20 protein-coding genes and 1 pseudogene are annotated in these 21,789 nt (G+C 54.1%); 12 read left to right on the top strand and 9 right to left on the bottom strand.

The annotated features are described in order from the left end of the window. Positions 1-3 precede the first annotated feature (3 nt). Positions 4-534, bottom strand: coding sequence for an RNA pyrophosphohydrolase (rppH, locus tag FN082_RS26705; protein ID WP_139540162.1), 531 nt, complete (start codon positions 532-534; stop codon positions 4-6). Positions 535-987: 453 nt separating this feature from the next. Here rppH and FN082_RS30525 point away from each other — a divergent pair. The 5 genes and pseudogenes from FN082_RS30525 to FN082_RS26670 all read left to right on the top strand — a co-directional run. After that, a pseudogene (locus FN082_RS30525) lies at positions 988-1,128 on the top strand (hypothetical protein); the annotation flags it as partial. An 88-nt stretch (positions 1,129-1,216) separates the two neighbouring features. After that, entirely contained in the window at positions 1,217-1,912 is a 696-nt protein-coding gene (mutH, locus tag FN082_RS26685; protein WP_139540163.1) for a DNA mismatch repair endonuclease MutH, read from the top strand. A gap of 81 nt (positions 1,913-1,993) precedes the next feature. After that, positions 1,994-2,707, top strand: a complete 714-nt coding sequence (locus FN082_RS26680; RefSeq protein WP_004105253.1) for a TerC family protein — start codon at positions 1,994-1,996, stop codon at positions 2,705-2,707. Between the two features lie 124 nt (positions 2,708-2,831). After that, the gene (locus tag FN082_RS26675) at positions 2,832-3,050 is read left to right on the top strand and encodes a YgdI/YgdR family lipoprotein (RefSeq protein ID WP_004105255.1); all 219 of its coding nucleotides are present in this window, start codon (positions 2,832-2,834) and stop codon (positions 3,048-3,050) included. 238 nt (positions 3,051-3,288) lie between these two features. Beyond that, complete coding sequence (locus FN082_RS26670; protein ID WP_139540164.1) at positions 3,289-4,329, top strand: NADP(H)-dependent aldo-keto reductase; 1,041 nt, start codon at positions 3,289-3,291, stop codon at positions 4,327-4,329. A 98-nt stretch (positions 4,330-4,427) separates the two neighbouring features. On the opposite strand, the gene lplT is transcribed toward FN082_RS26670, so the two are convergent. Further along, the gene (gene lplT, locus FN082_RS26665) at positions 4,428-5,621 is read right to left on the bottom strand and encodes a lysophospholipid transporter LplT (protein ID WP_139540165.1); all 1,194 of its coding nucleotides are present in this window, start codon (positions 5,619-5,621) and stop codon (positions 4,428-4,430) included. Next, the gene (aas, locus tag FN082_RS26660; protein ID WP_142982671.1) at positions 5,614-7,773 is read right to left on the bottom strand and encodes a bifunctional acyl-ACP--phospholipid O-acyltransferase/long-chain-fatty-acid--ACP ligase; all 2,160 of its coding nucleotides are present in this window, start codon (positions 7,771-7,773) and stop codon (positions 5,614-5,616) included. Before aas ends, lplT begins: the two co-directional genes overlap by 8 nt. Before the next feature lie 623 nt (positions 7,774-8,396). Here aas and galR point away from each other — a divergent pair. Further along, positions 8,397-9,413, top strand: a complete 1,017-nt coding sequence (gene galR / locus FN082_RS26655) for an HTH-type transcriptional regulator GalR (protein WP_139540167.1) — start codon at positions 8,397-8,399, stop codon at positions 9,411-9,413. Here the strand turns inward: galR and FN082_RS26650 are convergent. From FN082_RS26650 to FN082_RS26635, 4 genes are all read right to left on the bottom strand, one after another. Then, on the bottom strand, positions 9,374-9,853 hold the full coding sequence (locus tag FN082_RS26650; RefSeq protein WP_139540168.1) for a GNAT family N-acetyltransferase: 480 nt from the start codon (positions 9,851-9,853) through the stop codon (positions 9,374-9,376). The genes galR and FN082_RS26650 overlap by 40 nt on opposite strands. Continuing rightward, positions 9,850-10,623, bottom strand: coding sequence for a GntR family transcriptional regulator (locus FN082_RS26645; RefSeq protein ID WP_004105268.1), 774 nt, complete (start codon positions 10,621-10,623; stop codon positions 9,850-9,852). Before FN082_RS26645 ends, FN082_RS26650 begins: the two co-directional genes overlap by 4 nt. Positions 10,624-10,691: 68 nt before the next feature. Then, on the bottom strand, positions 10,692-12,119 hold the full coding sequence (locus tag FN082_RS26640; RefSeq protein ID WP_142982670.1) for a glycoside hydrolase family 1 protein: 1,428 nt from the start codon (positions 12,117-12,119) through the stop codon (positions 10,692-10,694). A 7-nt stretch (positions 12,120-12,126) separates the two neighbouring features. Continuing rightward, positions 12,127-13,464, bottom strand: a complete 1,338-nt coding sequence (locus FN082_RS26635; RefSeq protein WP_139540170.1) for a PTS sugar transporter subunit IIC — start codon at positions 13,462-13,464, stop codon at positions 12,127-12,129. A gap of 303 nt (positions 13,465-13,767) precedes the next feature. On the opposite strand from FN082_RS26635, the gene FN082_RS26630 reads away from it, so the two are divergent. Continuing rightward, positions 13,768-14,769 (top strand): LacI family DNA-binding transcriptional regulator, encoded by a 1,002-nt coding sequence (locus FN082_RS26630; protein ID WP_180349639.1) that lies wholly within the window; start codon positions 13,768-13,770, stop codon positions 14,767-14,769. A 129-nt stretch (positions 14,770-14,898) separates the two neighbouring features. On the opposite strand, the gene lysA is transcribed toward FN082_RS26630, so the two are convergent. Further along, entirely contained in the window at positions 14,899-16,161 is a 1,263-nt protein-coding gene (gene lysA / locus FN082_RS26625) for a diaminopimelate decarboxylase (protein ID WP_142982669.1), read from the bottom strand. A gap of 134 nt (positions 16,162-16,295) precedes the next feature. Between lysA and FN082_RS26620 the strand changes: the two genes are divergently transcribed. Beyond that, entirely contained in the window at positions 16,296-17,222 is a 927-nt protein-coding gene (locus FN082_RS26620; RefSeq protein WP_139540173.1) for a LysR family transcriptional regulator, read from the top strand. Here the strand turns inward: FN082_RS26620 and FN082_RS26615 are convergent. After that, a complete protein-coding gene (locus tag FN082_RS26615; RefSeq protein WP_142982775.1) occupies positions 17,209-17,901 on the bottom strand; it encodes an aspartate/glutamate racemase in 693 nt (230 codons plus the stop codon). The genes FN082_RS26620 and FN082_RS26615 overlap by 14 nt on opposite strands. A 139-nt stretch (positions 17,902-18,040) precedes the next feature. Here FN082_RS26615 and FN082_RS26610 point away from each other — a divergent pair, with 139 nt between their 5' ends. The 4 genes from FN082_RS26610 (at position 18,041) to FN082_RS26595 (ending at position 21,787) form a co-directional block, all read left to right on the top strand. Then, positions 18,041-18,367, top strand: coding sequence for a cupin domain-containing protein (locus FN082_RS26610; RefSeq protein WP_139540174.1), 327 nt, complete (start codon positions 18,041-18,043; stop codon positions 18,365-18,367). A 494-nt stretch (positions 18,368-18,861) separates the two neighbouring features. Then, positions 18,862-19,752, top strand: coding sequence for a carbohydrate ABC transporter permease (locus FN082_RS26605; RefSeq protein ID WP_004115132.1), 891 nt, complete (start codon positions 18,862-18,864; stop codon positions 19,750-19,752). Beyond that, positions 19,745-20,647, top strand: a complete 903-nt coding sequence (locus FN082_RS26600; RefSeq protein ID WP_139540175.1) for a carbohydrate ABC transporter permease — start codon at positions 19,745-19,747, stop codon at positions 20,645-20,647. Before FN082_RS26605 ends, FN082_RS26600 begins: the two co-directional genes overlap by 8 nt. Positions 20,648-20,659: 12 nt before the next feature. After that, the gene (locus FN082_RS26595) at positions 20,660-21,787 is read left to right on the top strand and encodes an ABC transporter ATP-binding protein (protein WP_139540176.1); all 1,128 of its coding nucleotides are present in this window, start codon (positions 20,660-20,662) and stop codon (positions 21,785-21,787) included. The last annotated feature ends 2 nt before the right edge of the window (positions 21,788-21,789 follow it).

Below are 21,789 nucleotides of genomic sequence, written 5' to 3'. Positions count from 1 at the left end.
GGCTTAACCTCTTTTACGTCGATATGCAGGCGCGCTTTGCGGCTTAGGTGTGCTTTCTGTCAGAGCCATAGTGACGCTGGCAAACTCTTTCATCACCCTGCGGTATACGTCGCGCTTAAACGACACCACCTGACGCACCGGGTACCAATAGCTTACCCATCGCCAGCCATCAAACTCAGGTGTACTGCTGGTTTGCATATTGACGTCCGCATCACTGCCGATCAATTGCAGGAGAAACCACTTCTGTTTCTGGCCGATACATACCGGCTTTGTGTCCCAACGCACCAAACGTTTAGGCAATTTGTAACGCAACCAGTTACGGGTTGAAGCCAGGATCCGCACATCTTTGCGGCTTAACCCAACTTCTTCGAACAATTCCCGATACATCGCCTGCTCTGCTGATTCTCCTGGGTTAATGCCCCCTTGCGGGAACTGCCACGAGTGCTGACCATAGCGCCTGGCCCACATAACCTGGCCCTGGCGATTACAGATTACAATACCGACATTTGGGCGGTAGCCATCGTCATCAATCACCGGACTACCTCAAAATAAGCTTCAATGTGAATGATTGTTTCACACTCGCTGGAAACGGTAAACCACTCTGTGAGCGCGATGAGATCGAATAACATTTGAATAACTCACAGTAATACCCGGAGTTATAAACAGCGAAAGCCCTCTCCGGACGATTTTATTCACTTTTTCTGTGGATAGAGTTGTGAAGAAGTACGGAATTAACCAGGGAAAACCCGGAGTAATCCGAACAACGTAGTAATGACACACGATAATAATGACCTAATTTTCATTAAGTTAGCATGTTAAAATTTCATAATTCACAGCGTAACGTGACGATCGTCACATATGCGATCCTGGAACTGATGAAAGATCGAGCAATGTTGGTTTTATCCACAGATTACGCAAGCGCACTGGGCATATTTTGTCTAAAAACTCGATTTTCCTCTCACGTCAAGGCTGTAAATGAAAACAGTAGTGGGGCTTTTCCCCAGTTATCCCATTTTTCTGTGGATAACATGGTGTAAGATCCTGTTCATTGTCGGTGACCAGTTCTGGAAAACCCGGGATGACTCTTTTTACGGCGGCAAAAAACTGCAAAAAAACCCATACGAATCATCAAATTGTCATACTTACCCAAGAAAAGGTAAACTCTATCCACAACGGATGAAATTACCGCTCATTTTTTAGCCAGAGGTTTTACACTATGTCGACCGTCGCGCCGCTCTTATCGCCACCGCAAAGTCAGGAGCAACTTCTGGCTCAGGCGCAGCAGCTGGCGGGCTATTCGCTGGGTGAATTGGCCGCGCTTGCTGGAATCCCAATTCCACGTGATTTAAAACGTGATAAAGGCTGGATCGGCATCCTGCTGGAAATCTGGCTCGGCGCCAGCGCAGGCAGCAAGCCCGAACAGGATTTCGCCGCCCTTGGCGTCGAGCTAAAAACTATCCCTGTTGATTCTTCAGGTCGCCCGCTGGAGACCACTTTCGTCTGCGTCGCGCCTCTGACCGGTAACAGTGGCGTCACCTGGGAGAGCAGCCATGTGCGCCATAAGCTCAAGCGCGTGCTGTGGGTACCGGTAGAAGGAGAGCGAACGATTCCACTTGCCGATCGCCGCGTGGGCGCGCCGCTGCTATGGAGCCCCAGCGAAGAAGAAGATCGCCAGCTACGCATGGATTGGGAAGAGCTAATGGACCTGATCGTTCTTGGGCAAGTTGAGCGCATCACAGCCCGCCACGGCGAGGTGCTGCAACTGCGTCCGAAAGCGGCAAACAGTAAAGCGCTAACCGAAGCCGTAGGCGCCCACGGCGAACCGATTCTCACCTTACCGCGTGGTTTCTATCTGAAGAAAAACTTTACCGCCGCCCTGCTGGCCCGCCATTTCCTTCTCTCCTCGAAATAACGGCCTGGAGATGATTAATTTTTTGTTCTGCCATGACGCTTGCATATAATTGCTTCTTTCTATTTTGCAGGACTTTGAACGATGTTATTTGCATGGGTAACCGATCCTAACGCCTGGCTGGCGCTTGGTACGCTGACGCTGCTGGAGATAGTGCTCGGGATCGATAATATTATTTTCCTCTCTCTGGTTGTGGCGAAACTGCCCACTGCGCAACGGGCGCACGCCCGCCGCATCGGGCTAATGGGTGCGATGATCATGCGTCTGGCGCTGCTGGCGTCAATTGCGTGGGTCGTTAAACTCACCAATCCATTGTTTACCGTGCTTGGTCAGGAGATCTCTTTTCGCGATCTGATCTTACTGCTCGGCGGACTGTTTCTGATCTGGAAAGCAAGTAAAGAGATTCACGAATCCATTGAAGGGGAAGAAGAAGGGCTGAAAACTAACGTTCATTCATTTATGGGCGCTATCGTGCAGATTATGCTGCTGGATATCATTTTCAGCCTCGATTCGGTGATCACCGCCGTCGGGCTATCAGATCATCTGTTCATTATGATGGCGGCAGTGGTTATCGCTGTGCTGGTGATGATGGTTGCCGCCCGTTCGATAGGCGATTTTGTTGATCGCCATCCTTCGGTGAAAATGCTGGCGCTGTCGTTTTTGATCCTCGTCGGCTTCACGCTGATGCTTGAAAGTTTCGACGTGCACGTACCGAAAGGCTACATCTATTTCGCCATGTTCTTTTCCATTGCGGTTGAGAGCCTCAACCTGCTGCGAAATAAAAAAAATCCGCTGTAGCCCGCTAAAATGCAGCCCTGAAACGGGCTGCAATCCTTTTTTAAGACTTAACTGCTTTTTATGTCTCACAAATCAGGCTATTAATATACTGGTACGAGGTGCGGCCATAATAGGGGTGATAACGATGAAAAAATGGGCAGTATTAATTTCCGCCGTAGGACTGGCGTTCTCGGTTTCCGGTTGCAGCAGCGATTACGTTATGGCAACTAAAGACGGTCGCATGATTCTGACCGATGGCAAACCTGCAATAGACGACGACACCGGTCTTATCAGTTACGAAGATCAGCAGGGTAATAAAATGCAGATTAACCGTGACGACGTTTCCCAGATTATTAAGCGTTAAGTCTTTGCGCCTGGTGGCGATTAGTCATTTATCGCATAGTCAGGCCGCTTTTCATCATTCTTCAGCATTAAGAAAAGAGTCGGGATAAACCCGATATATCCGCCAGGATAAATCAGGCCAGATTCCGCCGGCCCGGCTTTTTTGATCTTTTTACTTCCCCTTTTTCTCCCCCTCTGCCATTTTTATATTCCTTTGTCGGGGAAAGCCTGACCTTGTTGATAAAAAAAGGAAGCCGGCTATGCAGTATCACCGTATCCCACACAGTTCTCTTGAAATCAGCACGCTGGGGCTGGGCACAATGACGTTTGGTGAGCAGAATAGCGAGGCAGACGCGCACGAGCAGCTCGATTACGCTGTGAGTCAGGGCATTAACCTGATTGATGTCGCTGAAATGTATCCTGTCCCGCCGCGCCCGGAAACCCAAGGCCTGACGGAAACCTACGTCGGTAACTGGCTGGCTAAGCGCGGCAATCGCGAGAAGCTAGTTATCGCCTCCAAAGTGAGCGGCCCTGCCCGCAACAACGACAGTAGCATCCGTCCCAACCACAAGCTGGATCGTAAAAATATCCGCGAGGCGCTGCATGACAGCCTGAAGCGCCTGCAGACCGATTATCTCGACCTCTATCAGGTCCACTGGCCGCAGCGGCCAACCAACTGTTTCGGTAAGCTGGGCTACGCCTGGGCCGATTCCGCGCCGGTTGTTACGCTGTTGGATACCCTGGAAGCACTCGCTGAGTTCCAGCGCGCCGGGAAGATTCGCTATATCGGCGTTTCTAACGAAACGGCGTTTGGCGTGATGCGCTATCTCCATCTGGCGGACAAGCACGATCTGCCGCGCATTGTCACTATCCAGAACCCATACAGTCTGGTAAACCGCAGCTATGAAGTGGGTCTGGCGGAAGTGAGCCAATACGAGGGCGTGGAGCTGCTGGCCTATTCCTGTCTGGCGTTCGGTACGCTGACCGGGAAATACCTCAACGGCGCGAAGCCAGCAGGGGCGCGCAATACGCTGTTCAGCCGCTTTACTCGCTATAGCGGAGAGCAGACGCAGAAAGCGGTGGCAGCCTATGTCGATATCGCTAAGCGTCACAATATTGACCCGGCTCAGATGGCGCTGGCCTTCGTGCGCCGTCAGCCGTTTGTCGCCAGCACCCTTCTCGGGGCAACGACCATGGAGCAACTCAAGACTAACGTTGAGAGCCTGCACCTGGAGCTGAGCGAAGAGGTATTAGCGGAGATTGAAGCGGTGCATCAGGTTTATACCTACCCGGCACCGTAAGACAGGAAAGCCCGGGTCGCGGCGTAAACGCCTTACCCGGGCTACACGTTCGTGCGGTTTTGTAGCCCGGACAGGCGCAACGCGCCGCCTCCGGGAGATTATTTGCGCCGTCCCCAAATCCACAGGGCGGCGATCGCCAGAGCAAACACCGCGCCAAAGCCAATCCCTACACCAACCACCGGAATACCGATGCTCACCGCTAGCGAATAGAGGCCCAGCATCAGCAGCATCGCCACGTTCTCGCCGAGATTCTGCACCGCGATAGCGTTACCCGCGCCAACCGTATGCTTCCCTCGCTCCTGGAGCAGCGCATTCAACGGTACGATAAAGAAACCACCGAACGCGCCGAGCAGCAGCAGCAGAGCAAACGCCGGCAGCAGCGCCTGCTGGATGGCGAAAAAGATAACCGCCACGCCAATCAATATCCCGGCTGGCATACAGCGGGACACCGTTTCCAGCGTGACCAGCTTCGCCGCCGCGCCGGCTCCCAACACAATCCCCACCGCCACCATGGCGTTAAGATAGGTCGGCATGGCGTTACTGGTAATGCCCAGCGCCACCGGCACCCACAGCACCAACAGAAAACGCAGCGTCACGCCCGCTCCCCAGAACAGGCTCGTACCGACTAACGAAAAGCGGGTCTCACCGTTACGCCAGAGCGTGGTGCAGGCGCTAAAGAAACTGTGAGTCATCGGCTTAAAGCGCCATGACTGCCCCGGACGCGCCGCGGGCAGCTTCGGGATCCACAGGTTGGCTACCACCGCTCCGGCATACACCACCGCGCAGACGCTGAGCGCCGCAACAACATGCCAATCAGCCAGAACACCGCCAGCCATTGAGCCAAGCAGTATCGCCGCAATGGTTGAAGACTCCATCAAGCCGTTAGCTTTCACTAACTTATCACCGGTCGTCAGCTCGCCGAGGATACCGTATTTGGCTGGAGAATAGGCGGCTGCGCCAATGCCCACTAACGTGTAGCCAATAAACGGGTTCACGCCGAAGCAGATGCAGCCTGCGCCGATAAGCTTCAGCCCATTAGCGACCATCATCACCCGCCCTTTAGCGAAGCTATCGGCAAACTGCCCGACAAATGGCGCGAAAAGAATGTAAGCGCCCACAAACAGCATCTGCAATACCGGCTGACTCCACTCCGGGTAAAACAGCTGCTTCATCAGCGCCAGAGTGGCGAACAGCAGCGCGTTATCGCCAAATGCCGAAAGAAATTGGGCGCAAATAACCGCCATCATCCCTTTCGAGTACAGCGAATTGTTAGTGTGTACTGACTCACTCATGCGAATATTCCGTCTGTTCAACCATGCCTTTAAGGGTGACAAAATCCGGCTTGCCGCTGCCCAGCAGAGGGAGCTGCTTCAGCCAGCGAATGTCGCGCGGTACCGCCAGCTCCGGTACGCCATGCTCACGGGCATAGCGCAGCAGTTTTTCACGATTCAGTTCATTATCGGTAGTAAACAGCACCAGCGCCTCACCTTTGCTGGCATCCTGTTTAATGGCCGTGGCGTGCATTTTGTCCGGGGAAACCGCCAGCGCCACCTGCTCAACCATCTCCAGTGACACCATCTCACCGGCGATTTTGGCAAAACGCTTCGCGCGGCCCTGAATCCGCACATAGCCCTGCTCGTCAAAGGTGACAATATCCCCGGTGTCATACCAGCCGATTCCCACTTCACCGTGCTGATTTTCAGCCGATGGCGCTTCCAGTACGCCGGGATTTTCCACTCGCAGATAGCCGTTCATGATATTCGGCCCTTTCAGCTGCAAGCGGCCCCCTTCTTCAATTCCGGGCATTGCCAGCAGACGAGCGTCCATCCCCGGCAGAATGCGGCCAACGGTGCCCACTTTCGCCGCCATGGGGACGTTAATGGAGACCACCGGCGCGCATTCGGTGACGCCGTAGCCTTCAAGAATGCGCAGACCAAACTTGTCCTGCCAGATTTGCTTTGTACTCTCCTGCAGCTTCTCCGCCCCGGCGACAACGTAACGCAAGCGATAAAAGTCATACGGATTGGCGAAGCGAGCGTAGTTGGCAAGGAAGGTTGAAGTACCGAACAGCACGGTACAGTTACGGTCATACACCAGCTCCGGCACCACGCGATAATGCAGCGGGCTGGGATAGAGAAAGACTTCTGCACCGGTAAACAATGGCGTCAGCAGGCCGACCGTCAGACCAAAGGAGTGAAACAGCGGCAGCGCCGACATAAAGCGGTCATTGGCGGTAAAGTCAGCGATGGTTTTAATCTGCTCGACGTTAGCCAACAGGCTTTTATGGCTATGTACTACGCCTTTCGGGTTGCCTTCCGAGCCAGAGGTAAACAGGATCATCGCCGCATCTTCCGGCTGTTGTTTAACCTGCGCCAGCTTCGGCATCAGCAAATGACCAAAGATCCACAGCTTATCGGCAGCGGTGACGTCGCCTTTTAAATCTTCGAGAAACACCCAGCGCACCTGGGTCAATTGCTCCGGCAGATGCCAGAGTTTACCTTTATCCAGGAAGGTACGAGAGGTAAATATGGTTTTGATTTCTGCGGCGGTAATGGCGCTGCTCAGACCTTTGACCCCGGCGGTATAGTTCATCATCGCCGGGATCCGCCCGCGGGCAATCGCGCCAAAAATCACCGCCGCGCTGATCCCGGCATTCGGCAGCATCAGGCCGATTTTCTCGCCCTGGGCGCTGTATTTTTCCAGAATACGCGCCACAAACAGGGTTTTGGTCAGCAGCTTACGGTAGGTATCCGGCTGAAAATTGATATCTTCCACGCAGTTTTTGCCCGCGCCGAAGCGGTTCTGGGCCGCCAGCAGCGCCTCATACAGCGTTTCACGGGGACGTACCGCCATCCGCGCTTCCATCATAATTTGATGCAGCATTTCACCGGCAATTTTACGCCGGTCGCGGGCGCGCGGCGCATCCGGCATCGCCAGAAGCGTCGGCGGCAGCACATGCAGCTGAATACGCGGGAACAGGCGGCGCTTGACCAGCCCCTTCAGGCGGCTAAAGGGCGTGAGTTCTGCGCCTTCGATTCGCAGCGGTACAATGGTCGCCTGCGACTTCGCCGCCACAAAGGCCGCGCCGTCATAAATTTTCATCAGCGAACCGCTCACCGTAATTCGCCCTTCCGGGAAAATCACTACCGGACGCCCCTGCTCAATCAGGCGTACCAGATGCTTAATCGACATCGGTTTGGTTGGATCCAGCGGGACAAAATCAATAATCGGCTTTAGCGCGCGCATAAACCAGCGATCGGTAATCGAGGAGTACACCGCAAAGACAGGACGCACCGGCAAGAAGAGCGCCAGCAGTACGCCATCAATAAATGAGACATGGTTTGGCGTAATCAGTACCTTTTGCTGGTACAGTGCCTGCGTGTCACCGGTTAGCTTTACCCGGTACAATCCTTTGAAAAGCAGTCTAAAAAATCCCAAAAGCATAACAACTCCGTTTGACCGGTTAATCAGTCAAAGCAGGTTACACGAGAAGGCGCGGGAAATGCAGTATGGAGGGCGGAATTCAGAGCAAAAAAAACCTGCGCATCCGCGCAGGTCGGTGCAAGATAATCAGTACGAAGAGCGTACTTAAGAAACTCACCAATCAATACCTCTGGGATCCTGATTGTCTCGTTTTTTCACCCGCCGCTACCAGCCATAAAACGCAAGGGAATGAGCCTAAGTGCAACCAGTTATTGCTATTTTCGGTAACTGTAACAATGGCTAACGATGGGCAAAAAAAAACCTGCGCATCTGCGCAGGCTGGTGTAATTAGAGTGGTCAACCTGAAGTCGACTCCACCTATCAATACCTCTGGGATAGCCAGAATATCAATGCATTGAATGGGTAAACCAGCGAACATTCGCAACAGCTAATCGCAAAGTGTAAGCAAAGGTGTGAATTATCCATTCCCGGAATCATTCACGGGTTGCCTGTGGGTAACTATTTCACCCACAAGGCTAATCTGTATCACAATTGCGTCAACCCAAGGTCGCCCGACCTTGAATCTGCCGCACTTTCCCGTAACATAAACAGTATGTAAACGCTTACCCTAAAAAAGGCATGGTATGGCGACAATTAAGGATGTAGCCCGACTCGCAGGAGTTTCCGTCGCTACCGTTTCTCGCGTTATTAACAATTCCCCGAAAGCCAGCGAAGCCTCGCGCCAGTCGGTGGGTGAGGCGATGGAAGCGCTAAATTATCATCCCAACGCCAACGCCCGCGCGCTGGCGCAACAATCAACGGAAACCGTCGGCCTGGTGGTGGGCGATGTCTCTGACCCGTTCTTCGGTGCAATGGTCAAAGCCGTCGAGCAGGTAGCCTACAATACTGGCAATTTTTTGCTGATCGGCAACGGTTATCACAGCATTCATAAAGAGCGTCAGGCGATTGAACAGCTGATTCGCCACCGCTGCGCCGCTCTGGTGGTCCACGCAAAAATCATCCCCGATGACGAACTGGCCTCGCTGATGAAGCAAATCCCCGGCATGGTATTGATTAACCGCATCCTGCCGGGCTTCGAGCAGCGCTGCGTGGCGCTGGATGACCGCTACGGCGCATGGCTGGCGACTCGCCATCTGATTCAGCAAGGGCACACGCGTATTGGCTATCTCTGCTCAAACCACGTTATTTCCGATGCCGAAGACCGCCTGCAGGGTTATTACGCAGCGTTAAAAGAGAGCAATCTGCCATGCAACGATCGGCTGGTAACCTTTGCCGAGCCCGATGAGAGCGGCGGGGAACAGGCGATGACCGAGCTACTCGGGCGCGGAAGAAACTTTACCGCTGTTGCCTGCTATAACGACTCAATGGCCGCCGGTGCGATGGGCGTACTAAACGATAACGGTATTGATGTGCCGCGCGAGATTTCGCTGATCGGCTTTGATGATGTGCTGATTTCACGCTACGTGCGCCCGCGCCTGACCACCGTACGCTATCCGATTGTGACCATGGCGACTCAGGCCGCCGAGCTGGCGTTAGCGCTGGCGGAACACCGCCCTGCGCCCGAAATAACCCACCTTTTCAGCCCGACGCTGGTCCGCCGTCACTCGGTGATCGCCCCCCTCGATGGCGATAAATCGTAGCGGTATAAACTGACGGCGGTGGCCGGGTAATCCAGGCCTTCGCCGATATACTGCCAGCCGTAACGCTCATAAAAATCGCGACAAGCGGAGTAGAGAAACAGCTCGCAATAACCTAGCGTCCGGGCATATTCGATAACGTGCTGCTGTAGTTTTCCTGCCAACCCCTTCCCCCGCGCTTCTGGCGCAACGTAGAGCGCCGCCATCCACGGATACAAGTCCTGACGGCTGATTAAATCGCAGCGCCACAGGCCAACGGTTCCCAGCAGCGTTTCATTCTCAACGGCAATGAAGGTCACCGGAAGCGCCCCCGCCGTCTGGCTATGTTCAACAATACTGGCGAAGAACGCCTGCGGTAACGCGTCGCCGCCAAACGCCTGCCATAGCCATTCTGTCACCTTTGAAGCGTGCTGCGGCGCGGCGTAGAGCGGCTGAATAATCACACCAGCTTCCCCTGAAAAATAGGAACTGATTCAAATAGATAGCCGTCAAAGTCCGGCGCGTCTTCATCGGACAGCTCCAGCAGGCTGTTTTTCACATTTTCGAGATGCTGCCACATCGCCTGCCAGGCCCCCATTACGTCGCGGCGGCGCAGGGCGGCGAGGAGCGTTTGCCGGTCGCCGAGCCACTTCAGACGATACGCCCGACTGGCAATATGCACGTTGAACTGCTGCCACAGCGGGCTGCTGTCCATCTGCAGCCAGATGCGCTCGACCGTCGCCAGCAGCATCTGATTTTGCGTTGCCCCGGCCAGCACCAGGTGAAACAACCGGGCGTTATCCTGGCTGGTATCGTTGGCGGCAATAGCCCGCTGCTCCTGTTCAATAATACGCTTCAGATTATCAATATCGGCGCGGGTAGCCATTTTTGCGGCAAAGGCGGCGATATTGCTCTCCAGCAACTGGCGGGCCTGCAGAATTTCGAACGGCCCAACGTCGCTGCTCAGCATCTGCTCTTCCTCACTATCGTCCTCGTGCGGGATGCGCATAACGTACACCCCGGATCCCTGGCGAATATCGACAGTCCCCTGCAGCTCCAGCATCAGCAGCGCTTCACGCACGATGGTCCGGCTCACACCGTAGGTCTCGGCGATATTGCGTTCCGGCGGCAGGCGCGACCCGATGGGATAGCGCCCCTGCGCAATCTGTGCGCGTAAATCATCACCAATTTCCTGGTAGGGTTTCTTTTCCGGCGGAATGATAGCCTTCTCCACAATATCACCTGTGCGTTATGAGCCTGCGAGTCAATATCGGCCGCTATCTTAGCAAAATTTCCGCCCGGCTAGCGCCACTCATCGTCAATATCCAGCGTCAGTTCGCGACTTTCGCCAAGCTTACGGAACCAGCTGGCGGAAGCCTTAGGCCGCCGCGCACGGTTGTTTTGCAGATCGATTTCAATCAACCCGTAGCGATTTTTAAAGGCGTTCATTGGCGAAACGTTGTCGGTAAACGCCCACAGCATATAGCCGTGGCAGTTAGCCCCTGCTTCCCGCGCGCGCAGGGTTTGCCACAGATGCTCGCGAATAAAACGAATACGGTAGTCGTCAACGATAGTGCCTTCACTATTGCGAAACTGCCCTTCGTTCTCCACGCCCATACCACTTTCCGCCACAAACCACGGGATGTTGCGATAATCCTGTTTGATGCGCATCGCCATATCAAAAACGATTTGCGGATAAATCTCCCAGCCGCGAGAGTTATTCATCCGCCGTCCCGGTAGCTCAAAAGGTTCATAATAGTAAGCAGGATGGAACGGCGTCTGCGGGTGCCAGGCGCGCGATGGGGCCTTAACACGATGCGGGTAGTAGAGGTTAATCCCCAACTCATCGACGGTGTTTTCACGGATAATCGCTAATTCTTCCGCGCAATAACCCCAGGCAACATCATGCTGTTCGAGCAGGGTAAACAGCTCCGGCGGGTATTCGCCGTGAACCAGCGGATCAAGGAATACCCGGTTATAAAACAGATCGTAGATTTCGGCGGCGCGCACGTCATGGGGCGCACTGGAACGCGGATAAGTGACCTCCGGGTTGAGAATACAACCTACCGTGCCGCGATAGCCCTTCTCGCGAAATAGCCTGACCACTTTCGCCGTCGCCAGCACTTTGTGGTGATTCCACTGCATCCAGGTGCCGGTGTTCTGTTCGTAGGGCCAGCGCAGCGCGTCCAGGTAAACCCGGGTCTGCACCACAATCGGCTCATTGAAGGTAAACCAGCGCGTCACCTTGTGGTGGTAACGGGCAAAAACCTTCTCCGCATACTGCACAAACAGCTCAACCACCTTTTTCGACGCCCAGCCGCCGTACTGCTCCAGCAAATAGCCCGGGAGTTCATAGTGCTCAAGGCAGATCATCGGCTCAATGCCGTTCGCCAGCAGCTCATCAAACAACTGGTCGTAGTACGCCGCATACGCTTCATCAACGGTGACATTTTCATAGTCGGTGAGAAAACGCGACCAGTTGATCGACGTACGATAGTGGGTGAGGCCCGCCAGCTTCATCAACTGCACATCTTCACGAAAGCGGTTGATAAAATCAGTCGCCACCGCCGGGCCGTAGCCGTTATGCCAGACGTGACGGTCGTTCTTGTACCAGAGATCGGGCCAGGAATCCTGCCCCTCTTTCTTGCCGCTCCAGCCTTCGGTTTGCCACGCCGAAGCGGCAGCGCCAAGGATAAAGTCGTGGGGAATCGTCATCTTTACTGTGCTCATTATGCCCTCATGCGTTTTGGCTGGCTTGCGCGTTTTCCGCCTGACGCTGAGCATTCTCTGCACGGCGCGAAGCAATTTTGACGAACGGCAGGTAGATAAGCACTGCGGTTACGATGCAAATAAGCTGAGTAATCACCGCGCCCATCGAGCCCGCCGTAGAGAGCCAGGCGTTTATCAACGGCGGCGTGGTCCACGGCACCATCACCACCGCTTTACCAGCAAAACCGGCGGCCGTCGCAAAGTAGCCGATGCTGCCGGTCACCAGCGGAGTGATAATAAAGGGGATCGCCAGGATCGGGTTGAGCATGATCGGCATACCGAAAATGACCGGCTCGTTGATGTTAAACAGCCCTGGTCCAATCGACAGTTTGGCGATCTCTTTCATCTCTTTGCGTTTGGTGGCGATCATCACCGCAATCAGCAGGCCAATCGTCAGCCCCGATCCACCAATGCTCATATAGACATCCCAGAACGGCATGGTGATGATATTTGGCACCTCTTTGCCCTGCTCAAAGGCGCTCATATTGACGGTGATCGCCCCCAGCAGCAGCGGCTCGCGGATCGGTTTGATCATCTGGTTGCCGTGAATGCCGATAACCCAGAACAGCTGCGCGACAAACATCAGCAGCAAGATCCCAGGCAGGCTTTGTACGACGCGCTCCAGCGGCTGCTGCACCACCTGATAGACCGCATCATAGAGGTACATACCGGTGGCCTGATGAAAAATAAAGCCAAAGGTGGCAATCACCGTGGTGGTGATAATTGACGGGATCAGCGCGGAAAATGATGCCGATACGTTGGGCGGTACGGTGTCCGGCATCTTGATCTTCAGTCCTTTTCGCCCTTCCAGCCAGCAGTAGATCTCCACCGACAGAATGGCGATAAACATGCCGAGGAACAGGCTGCGGGTATCGGAGAACTGGCGCAGCAGCACATCTTTCACTTCATGCATTTGCCCGTCGACCATCATCTCGACGGTGGTCGGCGTCACGCAGATAAAACAGATCACCGCCAGCAGGCCGGGGAACAGGCTCTTGATGCCGTTAATTCGCCCAAGCTCGATGCCGATAAGAAAGACGGCGCCAATATTGAGAAAGTTAAGCGTCGCGTAGTTGATCGCGCTGGTAATAGGTTTAAGCGCCGCCAGAAAAGAGAGTGACTGAAAGCTGGCGAGTCCGTTTTTAGGATCCAGCACCATATTGGAGATCAGCACCGAAAAGGCGCCAACGATGATCACCGGCATCAGGGTAATAAAAGCGGATTTTATCGCCATGATGTAGCGGTAGCTGTTGAATTTCGTGGCGAAACTCCCCAGTGAGTCGATCAGTTTGTCCTGCAATGCCATAGAGGATACCTCAGGTTTAAGGGCTTATAGCGCACCAGGTGTACAGCCAAACACCTATTGGCATACCAAAAAATAATCACTGATGAGAAAAAGTTCTGTGATTAAGCTCGCAACCCGCTTATTGGCATTCCAGACAGATTTAAATTGGCATACCGCATTTGCCATTTCATTTTTCAGAGGATCAATTCCTGTAAAAGCGTGATCGCGATAGTTTTTTGCGCCGCCATGAAGCCATATCCCCCTGAATGTCTGTGATAAACTACGCGTTACCACGTGATATCAGGAATCGGATGAATGGCTACAATGCTGGATGTCTCAATTCGCGCAGGCGTCTCTAAAGCGACGGTTTCCCGCGTGTTGAACGGCACGGGTCAGGTGAAAGAGAGCACCCGCCAACAGGTTTTTAAGGCGATGGAAGAGCTGGGCTATCGGCCTAACTTTCTCGCCCGCTCGCTGGCGAACCGCACGAGCAACAGCATCGGTCTGGTGGTCTCCACCTTTGATGGCTTCTATTTTGGCCGTTTGTTACAGCAGGCCTCCCGACAAACGGAAGCCTGGGGTAAACAGCTGATCGTTACCGACGGTCACGATGCGCCGGAGCGTGAAGAAGAGGCGGTGCAAATGTTAGCTGACCGCCAGTGCGACGCCATCGTGCTCTACACCCGCCATATGAGCGAAAAGAAAATCATGTCGCTGATTGAGTCCATCGACATGCCGCTGGTGGTGATTAACCGTGACGTTAGCCAGGCGCGAGAGATCTGCGTGTTCTTCGAACAGCAGGATGCGGCGTTTCAGGCGGTAGAATATCTGATTACCCAGGGTCACCGCGATATCGCCTGTATTACCGTGCCGATGCACACGCCGACGGGTAAGGCTCGCCTGGAAGGTTATCGTAATGCGCTGAAAAAACACGGTATCAAATGGGATCCGGCCAAAGTGAAGTACGGTGACTCCACCATGACCCGCGGCTATGAGCTGTGCCGTGAACTGCTGGAAGAGAAAACGACCTTTAGCGCGCTGTTTTCCTGTAACGATGATATGGCGCTGGGCGCTTCGAAAGCGCTGCATCAGGCGGGGCTGCGGATCCCGCAGGATATTTCGCTGTTTGGCTTTGATGACGCGCCGAGCGCTAAATGGCTGGAACCGGGGCTATCCACGGTCTATCTGCCGATCGATAACATGATTACCACCGCTATCGATCAGGCCATCAAGCTGGCAAACGATCAGCCAATTGAGACGATCCCGCCGTTTACCGGTACGCTGGTGCTGCGCGAATCGGTGACAACGGGGCCGTATTACAAATAATTAGCTGGAATCGCCCGGTGGCGGCAGAAACGCAGGCACAATGTTCAAAACTTCGCGTAGGTCGGGTAAGGCGCTAGCCGCCACCCGACAGAAACGCGGACACTATCGGCAAAACGCCTTCACATCAACTCACAGCAGCTCAAGCGCCAGCAGCTCTTCAATCGTCTGGCGACGGCGGATCAAACGCGCTTTACCGTTATCGAACAATACTTCCGGCAACAGCGGACGGCTGTTGTAGTTTGAAGACATCGACGCGCCGTAAGCGCCGGTATCGTGCAGCACCAGATAATCGCCCGGCACCACCGCAGGCAGCAGGCGAGTTTCTACCTTCCCCCCTTCCTGCTGAGTAAAGACATCGCCCGATTCGCACAGCGGCCCGGCCACCACGGTTTCAATTTCAGCCGCCGCGCTCAGGTTGCGACCATCTGCCGCGAGGGCAGTAATATGGTGATAGCTGCCGTACATCGCCGGACGCATCAAATCATTAAAACCGGCATCAATCAGCACAAAGTGACGGCTGCCCATCTCTTTCACGCTGCGCACCTGAGAAACCAGCACCCCGGATTCCGCCACCAGAAAGCGACCCGGCTCGATTTCAAGCGCGACCGGATGGCCCAGATGTTTGGCGACCTGCTCGCGCGCCGCATTCCACAGACCAAAATAGTGATCGGTATCGATCGCCTCTTCATCCTCGTGGTAAGGGATCGACAGGCCGCCGCCAGCGGAGATCGCCTGCAGATCCTGACCAAACTCAATAACCTGACGCACCATCGCGCCGCAAACCTGTTCCAGGTGGCCATAGTCGACCCCGGAACCAATATGCATATGAATGCCCACCAGCTGTAGCTGGTAGCGGCGCATCACTTCCAGCGCCGCCGTTAAGTGGCTGTGCCAGATACCGTGCTTGCTGTTTTCACCGCCGGTATTGGTTTTTTGACTATGGCCATGACCGAAGCCCGGATTGACGCGCAGCCAGACGCGGTGGCCCGGTGAAACTTCACCCAGTTGGCTTAGCATATCGATAGAACCGGCGTTGACCGGGATCTGCAATTCTTTCACCCGCGCCAGCGTCGCGTCATCGATCAGGTCAGCGGTAAACACGATATCTTCCGGGTGCTGATGCGGATCGTACCCGGCGGCCAGCGCACGCTCGATCTCGCCCAACGACACCGAGTCCACCTTTACCCCCTGCTCGCGCATCAGGCGCAGAATATGGATATTGGAGCAGGCCTTCTGGGCAAAACGTACCACGTCGAACTGACTCAGTTGGGCAATCTGGCGGCGGATTATCTGCGCGTCATAAACCCAAACCGGGCAGCCGAATTCGGCAGGCAAGCGCAGCAGATTTTCTGCGCTCAGATCGGTATCAGTAGCGTAAAGCGAGTGCGGCATAAAGAACTCCGGTGCTGTGTGTGCGTTATTTGTGTTTTTTTACGATTACGCCACAGCCCGTAGGGAATAAAAAATATCGTTTTATTGCCAGTCTATGCAAAAATGATATAGCCCGAACCATGTGAGGATCGCCCATGCCCGCCGTCAACCTGCGCCATATTGAAATTTTCCATGCTGTGATGACCACCGGCAATCTGACCGAGGCTGCGCAAATGCTACATACTTCGCAGCCCACCGTCAGTCGCGAGCTGGCGCGTTTTGAAAAAGTACTGGGATTAAAGCTATTTGCCCGCGCTCGCGGTCGTCTACAGCCAACGGTTCAGGGATTACGCCTGTTTGAAGAGGTTCAGCGCTCGTGGTACGGCCTCGACAGAATCGTTAGCGCCGCCGAAAGCCTGCGCGAATTTCGCCAGGGCGAGCTGTCGGTCGCCTGTCTGCCGGTATTCTCGCAATCTTTTTTGCCGCTGCTGCTGGAGCCGTTTTTAACGCGCTACCCGGACGTTAGCCTGCAAATCGTCCCTCAGGAATCACCGCTACTGGAAGAGTGGCTTTCGGCTCAGCGTCACGATCTGGGGTTAACCGAAACACTACACGCTCCCGCCGGAACCGAGCGTACGCCGCTGCTGACCCTGAATGAAGTGTGCGTGCTGCCGCAGGGCCACCCGTTAGCCGCTAAACAAGCGCTAACGCCTGCGGATTTTCACGGGGAAAACTACATTAGCCTGTCGCGCACCGACAGCTATCGCCAGCTGCTCGACGCCCTGTTTCTCGAACATCAGGTCAAACGGCGGATGGTGGTGGAGACGCACAGCGCCTCCTCAATTTGCGCCATGGTGCGCGCCGGGGTCGGTATCTCGGTAGTTAACCCGCTTACCGCGCTCGATTACGCCGGAAATGGCGTGGTGGTTCGGCGCTTTAGCGTTGAGGTGCCGTTTACCATTAGCCTGGTTCGCCCCCTCCACCGCCCCGGTTCCGCGCTGGTCGATGCTTTCGCTCTGCATCTGCAAAACAGCCTGCCGCGCATCCTGACTCCGCTCGAAGCGGTACTTACGAAAGCATAAACTCAACCGCGTCCGCCGCGTGAATCGCCGCGGTATCAAACACTGGCAGCGGGCTGCTTTCTGCGGGTACCAGCAGACCGATTTCGGTACAACCGAAAATCACGCCTTCAGCCCCCTGCTCCGCCAGCGCGTCAATGACCTGCAGATAGTAGTCACGTGATTCTGCGCTGAAGGTGCCCAGGCACAGTTCATCAAAGATAATCTGGTTGATACGTTCACGGTCTTCAGCTTCAGGAATCAGCGTGTCGATGGCGAACTGCTGCTGTAAGCGGCCGCGATAAAAATCCTGCTCCATGGTATAGCGCGTTCCCAGCAGGGCGACACGGCGTTGGCCTTTTGCGGTAATCGCCCGCCCGGTGGCATCGGCAATATGCAGAAACGGCACCTCGCAGCGCGTTTCAATGGCTTCGGCGACCTTATGCATGGTGTTAGTACACAGCACGATGCCTTCGGCCCCTGCTTGCTGTAGCCCGAAAGCCGCCTGTGCCAGGATCTCGCCCGCACGGTCCCAATCCCCCAAGGACTGGCAGGCCTCGATTTCATGAAAATCCACGCTGTGCAGCAGCAGGCTGGCGGAGTGCAGACCGCCCAAGCGCGCTTTGATACCTTCGTTAATCAGGCGATAGTAGGGAATCGTCGATTCCCAGCTCATCCCACCCAACAGGCCAATCGTTTTCATCATTCGCTCCTTATGTGAAGTCCTTCAGTGAACCAAACTTGTGATCAACTTTCCACCTTCTCCTGACGATCGTTTCCTTTTATAAGATTGTGGGATAAATTAAGTGAAACATTGTTTCATTTAACCACAGGACGACCGGATGTTTATTTTTCATAAAGAGACCACCCTTGAAGATTTGGGCAATGGCGTAACCCGTCGCATCCTTGCGCACGATGGCAAAATGATGGCGGTCGAAGTGAACTTCGAAGCAGGTGCCATCGGGCCAATGCATAACCATCCTCACGAGCAGCTCACCTATGTGCTATCCGGTGAATTTGAGTTCACCATCGGCGATGAAAAGCACGTCGTCAGCGCAGGCGATACGCTCTACAAGAAGCCGGAAATTATGCACGGTTGCATCTGTCTGAAGCCGGGAACGCTGCTTGATACCTTTACTCCCATCCGCCAGGATTTTCTGCAAAAGTAATTTCTCATCTCAGGGCATGCCGTGCATGCCCACCATTTTCTGAACTTCTCCGCTAAAAATAATTGTCATAAAGTATGTCTTGTCGCAATGATTAGCAGAGCAATTAATCCCGCCTGATTAGCCTCATTACGCTGGCCTCTCATCCTTTTTTCCTGGCCCATCAATACTGCAAAATGCGCGCTCCAGCACCTTTTTGAAACATCGTTTCGACTTTGATCACATTTCCGCGATCAACTGAATGACTCCGTAATAAATCGCAATAAAATAAAATTAAAACGGCGTTTTACAAAATCAGGACGTCGGGTAAGACAAAATCAAAAAACACATGCTCTACAGGGATGATTAGAGCAAAAAGATCTAAATAAACAAAAAATTAACAAGGAAGGTTTCACCACTGACATACCAGGAACGCATTAACTTTCCGGCAGCGCTGGCCGCGGGAAAGGCAGTAACCCCGAATCCGTATTACAAACTCGTAAGCCAGGTAGGTATGTATGAATGAAAACAAAATGCTGGGATTGGCATGGATATCACCCTATATCATTGGGTTGATAGTCTTTACCGCCTTTCCCTTTGTTTCATCTTTCTTCCTCAGTTTCACTGAGTACGATTTGATGAGTCCACCGGTGTTTAACGGCATCGAAAACTATCGCTACATGCTGACCGAAGATGGCCTCTTCTGGAAATCCATGGGCGTGACGTTCGCGTATGTCTTTTTAACCATCCCATTAAAACTGGCTTTCGCGCTGGGGATTGCTTTCGTCCTCAACTTTAAACTGCGCGGCATCGGTTTTTTCCGTACCGCCTACTATATCCCGTCCATTCTCGGTAGCTCCGTGGCGATTGCCGTTCTATGGCGTGCGCTGTTTGCTATCGATGGCCTGCTGAACAGCTTTATCGGCGTGCTCGGCTTTGACCCGGTCAACTGGCTCGGCGAGCCTTCTCTGGCGCTGATGTCCGTCACTCTGCTGCGCGTCTGGCAGTTCGGTTCAGCGATGGTTATCTTCCTCGCGGCGCTGCAGAACGTTCCACAATCACAATATGAAGCGGCGATGATCGATGGCGCTTCAAAATGGCAGATGTTTATGAAGGTCACGGTGCCGCTGATCACACCGGTGATTTTCTTCAACTTCATCATGCAGACCACCCAGGCATTCCAGGAGTTTACCGGCCCGTACGTTATTACCGGCGGCGGCCCAACCTACTCCACCTATCTGTTCTCACTCTACATCTACGACACCGCATTTAAGTACTTCGATATGGGTTACGGCGCGGCGCTGGCGTGGGTGCTGTTCCTGGTCGTCGCGGTCTTTGCCGCTATTGCGTTTAAGTCTTCGAAATATTGGGTGTTCTACTCCGCCGATAAGGGAGGCAAAAATGGCTGATATCCAACAAATCTCTGAAGCAAGGGACATCGCCGAACGTGAAGTCGCGCGGACTCTGCGTCGTGAAAAAATTAGCCGCTCGATTCGCTATGTGATCCTGCTGTTCGTCGGCCTGCTGATGCTCTACCCGCTGGTCTGGATGTTCTCGGCGTCGTTCAAACCGAACCACGAGATCTTCACCACCCTGAGCCTGTGGCCTGCCCACGCGACCTGGGACGGCTTTATCAACGGCTGGAAAACCGGTACCGAGTACAACTTCGGTCACTACATGCTGAATACCTTCAAGTATGTGATCCCGAAAGTGCTGCTGACCATTATCTCCTCCACCATCGTAGCGTACGGCTTTGCCCGCTTCGAGATCCCGTGGAAGAAGTTCTGGTTCGCCACGCTTATCACCACCATGCTCCTGCCGAGCACCGTACTGCTGATACCGCAGTACCTGATGTTCCGTGAAATGGGCATGCTGAACAGCTATCTGCCGCTGTACCTGCCGCTGGCCTTCGCCACTCAAGGGTTCTTCGTCTTTATGCTGATTCAGTTCCTGCGCGGCGTTCCGCGCGATATGGAAGAAGCGGCGCAGATTGACGGCTGTAACTCCATTCAGGTGCTGTGGTACGTCGTCGTACCGATTCTGAAACCGGCGATTATCTCGGTGGCGCTGTTCCAGTTTATGTGGTCCATGAACGACTTTATCGGCCCGCTGATTTACGTCTACAGCGTTGATAAGTATCCGATCGCGCTGGCGCTGAAAATGTCCATCGACGTCACGGAAGGCGCTCCGTGGAACGAAATTCTGGCAATGGCGAGCATCTCCATTCTGCCGTCCATCATCGTGTTCTTCCTGGCACAACGCTACTTTGTACAGGGCGTTACCAGCAGCGGAATTAAAGGTTAAGAGGGAAATATCATGGCTGAAGTTATTTTCAACAAACTGGAAAAGGTCTACTCCAACGGCTTCAAAGCGGTACATGGTATCGATCTGAAAATCGCTGACGGCGAGTTTATGGTCATCGTTGGACCATCGGGCTGCGCTAAATCCACTACCCTGCGTATGCTGGCCGGTCTGGAAACCATCAGCGGCGGCGAAGTGCGTATCGGGGAGAAAATCGTGAATAATCTCGCGCCAAAAGCGCGCGGTATCGCGATGGTATTCCAGAACTACGCGCTCTATCCGCATATGACGGTGCGCGAAAACCTCGCCTTCGGTCTCAAGCTGAGCAAGCTGCCAAAAGATCAGATTGAAGCCCAGGTGAACGAAGCGGCAAAAATCCTCGAACTGGAAGAGCTGCTGGACCGTCTGCCGCGCCAGCTTTCCGGCGGCCAGGCGCAGCGCGTGGCGGTTGGCCGCGCGATTGTGAAGAAACCGGACGTGTTCCTGTTCGATGAACCGCTCTCTAACCTTGACGCCAAGCTGCGCGCCTCAATGCGTATCCGTATTTCGGATCTGCACAAGCAGCTGAAGAAATCCGGCAAACCGGCGACCACCGTTTACGTTACCCACGATCAGACCGAAGCGATGACCATGGGCGACCGCATTTGCGTGATGAAGCTGGGCCATATCATGCAGGTTGATACTCCGGACAACCTCTATCACAAGCCGAAAAATATGTTTGTGGCCGGCTTTATCGGCGCACCGGAGATGAATATTCGTCCCAGCCAGCTGGTTGAGCAAGCGGGCCGCCTGCACCTGACCGTTGGCGATGGGCTGCTACCGCTCAACGATAAGCTGCAAAGTAAGGTCGATACCCATAAGAACCAGCAGGTGTTCTTTGGCGTGCGTCCGGAGTTCGTCTCTATCTCCGATGAACCTTTTGCTGAAGGTTCATGTACCGGCGAAATGGTACGCGTGGAAAACATGGGACATGAATTCTTCGTCTACCTGAAGGTCGCCGATTATGAACTGACTGCCCGCGTTCCGTCAGATGAAGCGAAACCCATGATTGAGAAAGGGCTTCATCGCAAGGTGCATTTCAAATTCGATCTCAACAAGTGTCATATCTTTGACGCCAAAACTGAACAGAACATCTCTCTGTGAAC

Source organism: Klebsiella spallanzanii (genome assembly GCF_902158555.1).
GTDB classification, from domain to species: domain Bacteria; phylum Pseudomonadota; class Gammaproteobacteria; order Enterobacterales; family Enterobacteriaceae; genus Klebsiella; species Klebsiella spallanzanii.
This window is presented reverse-complemented; position numbering and strand designations above follow the sequence as displayed.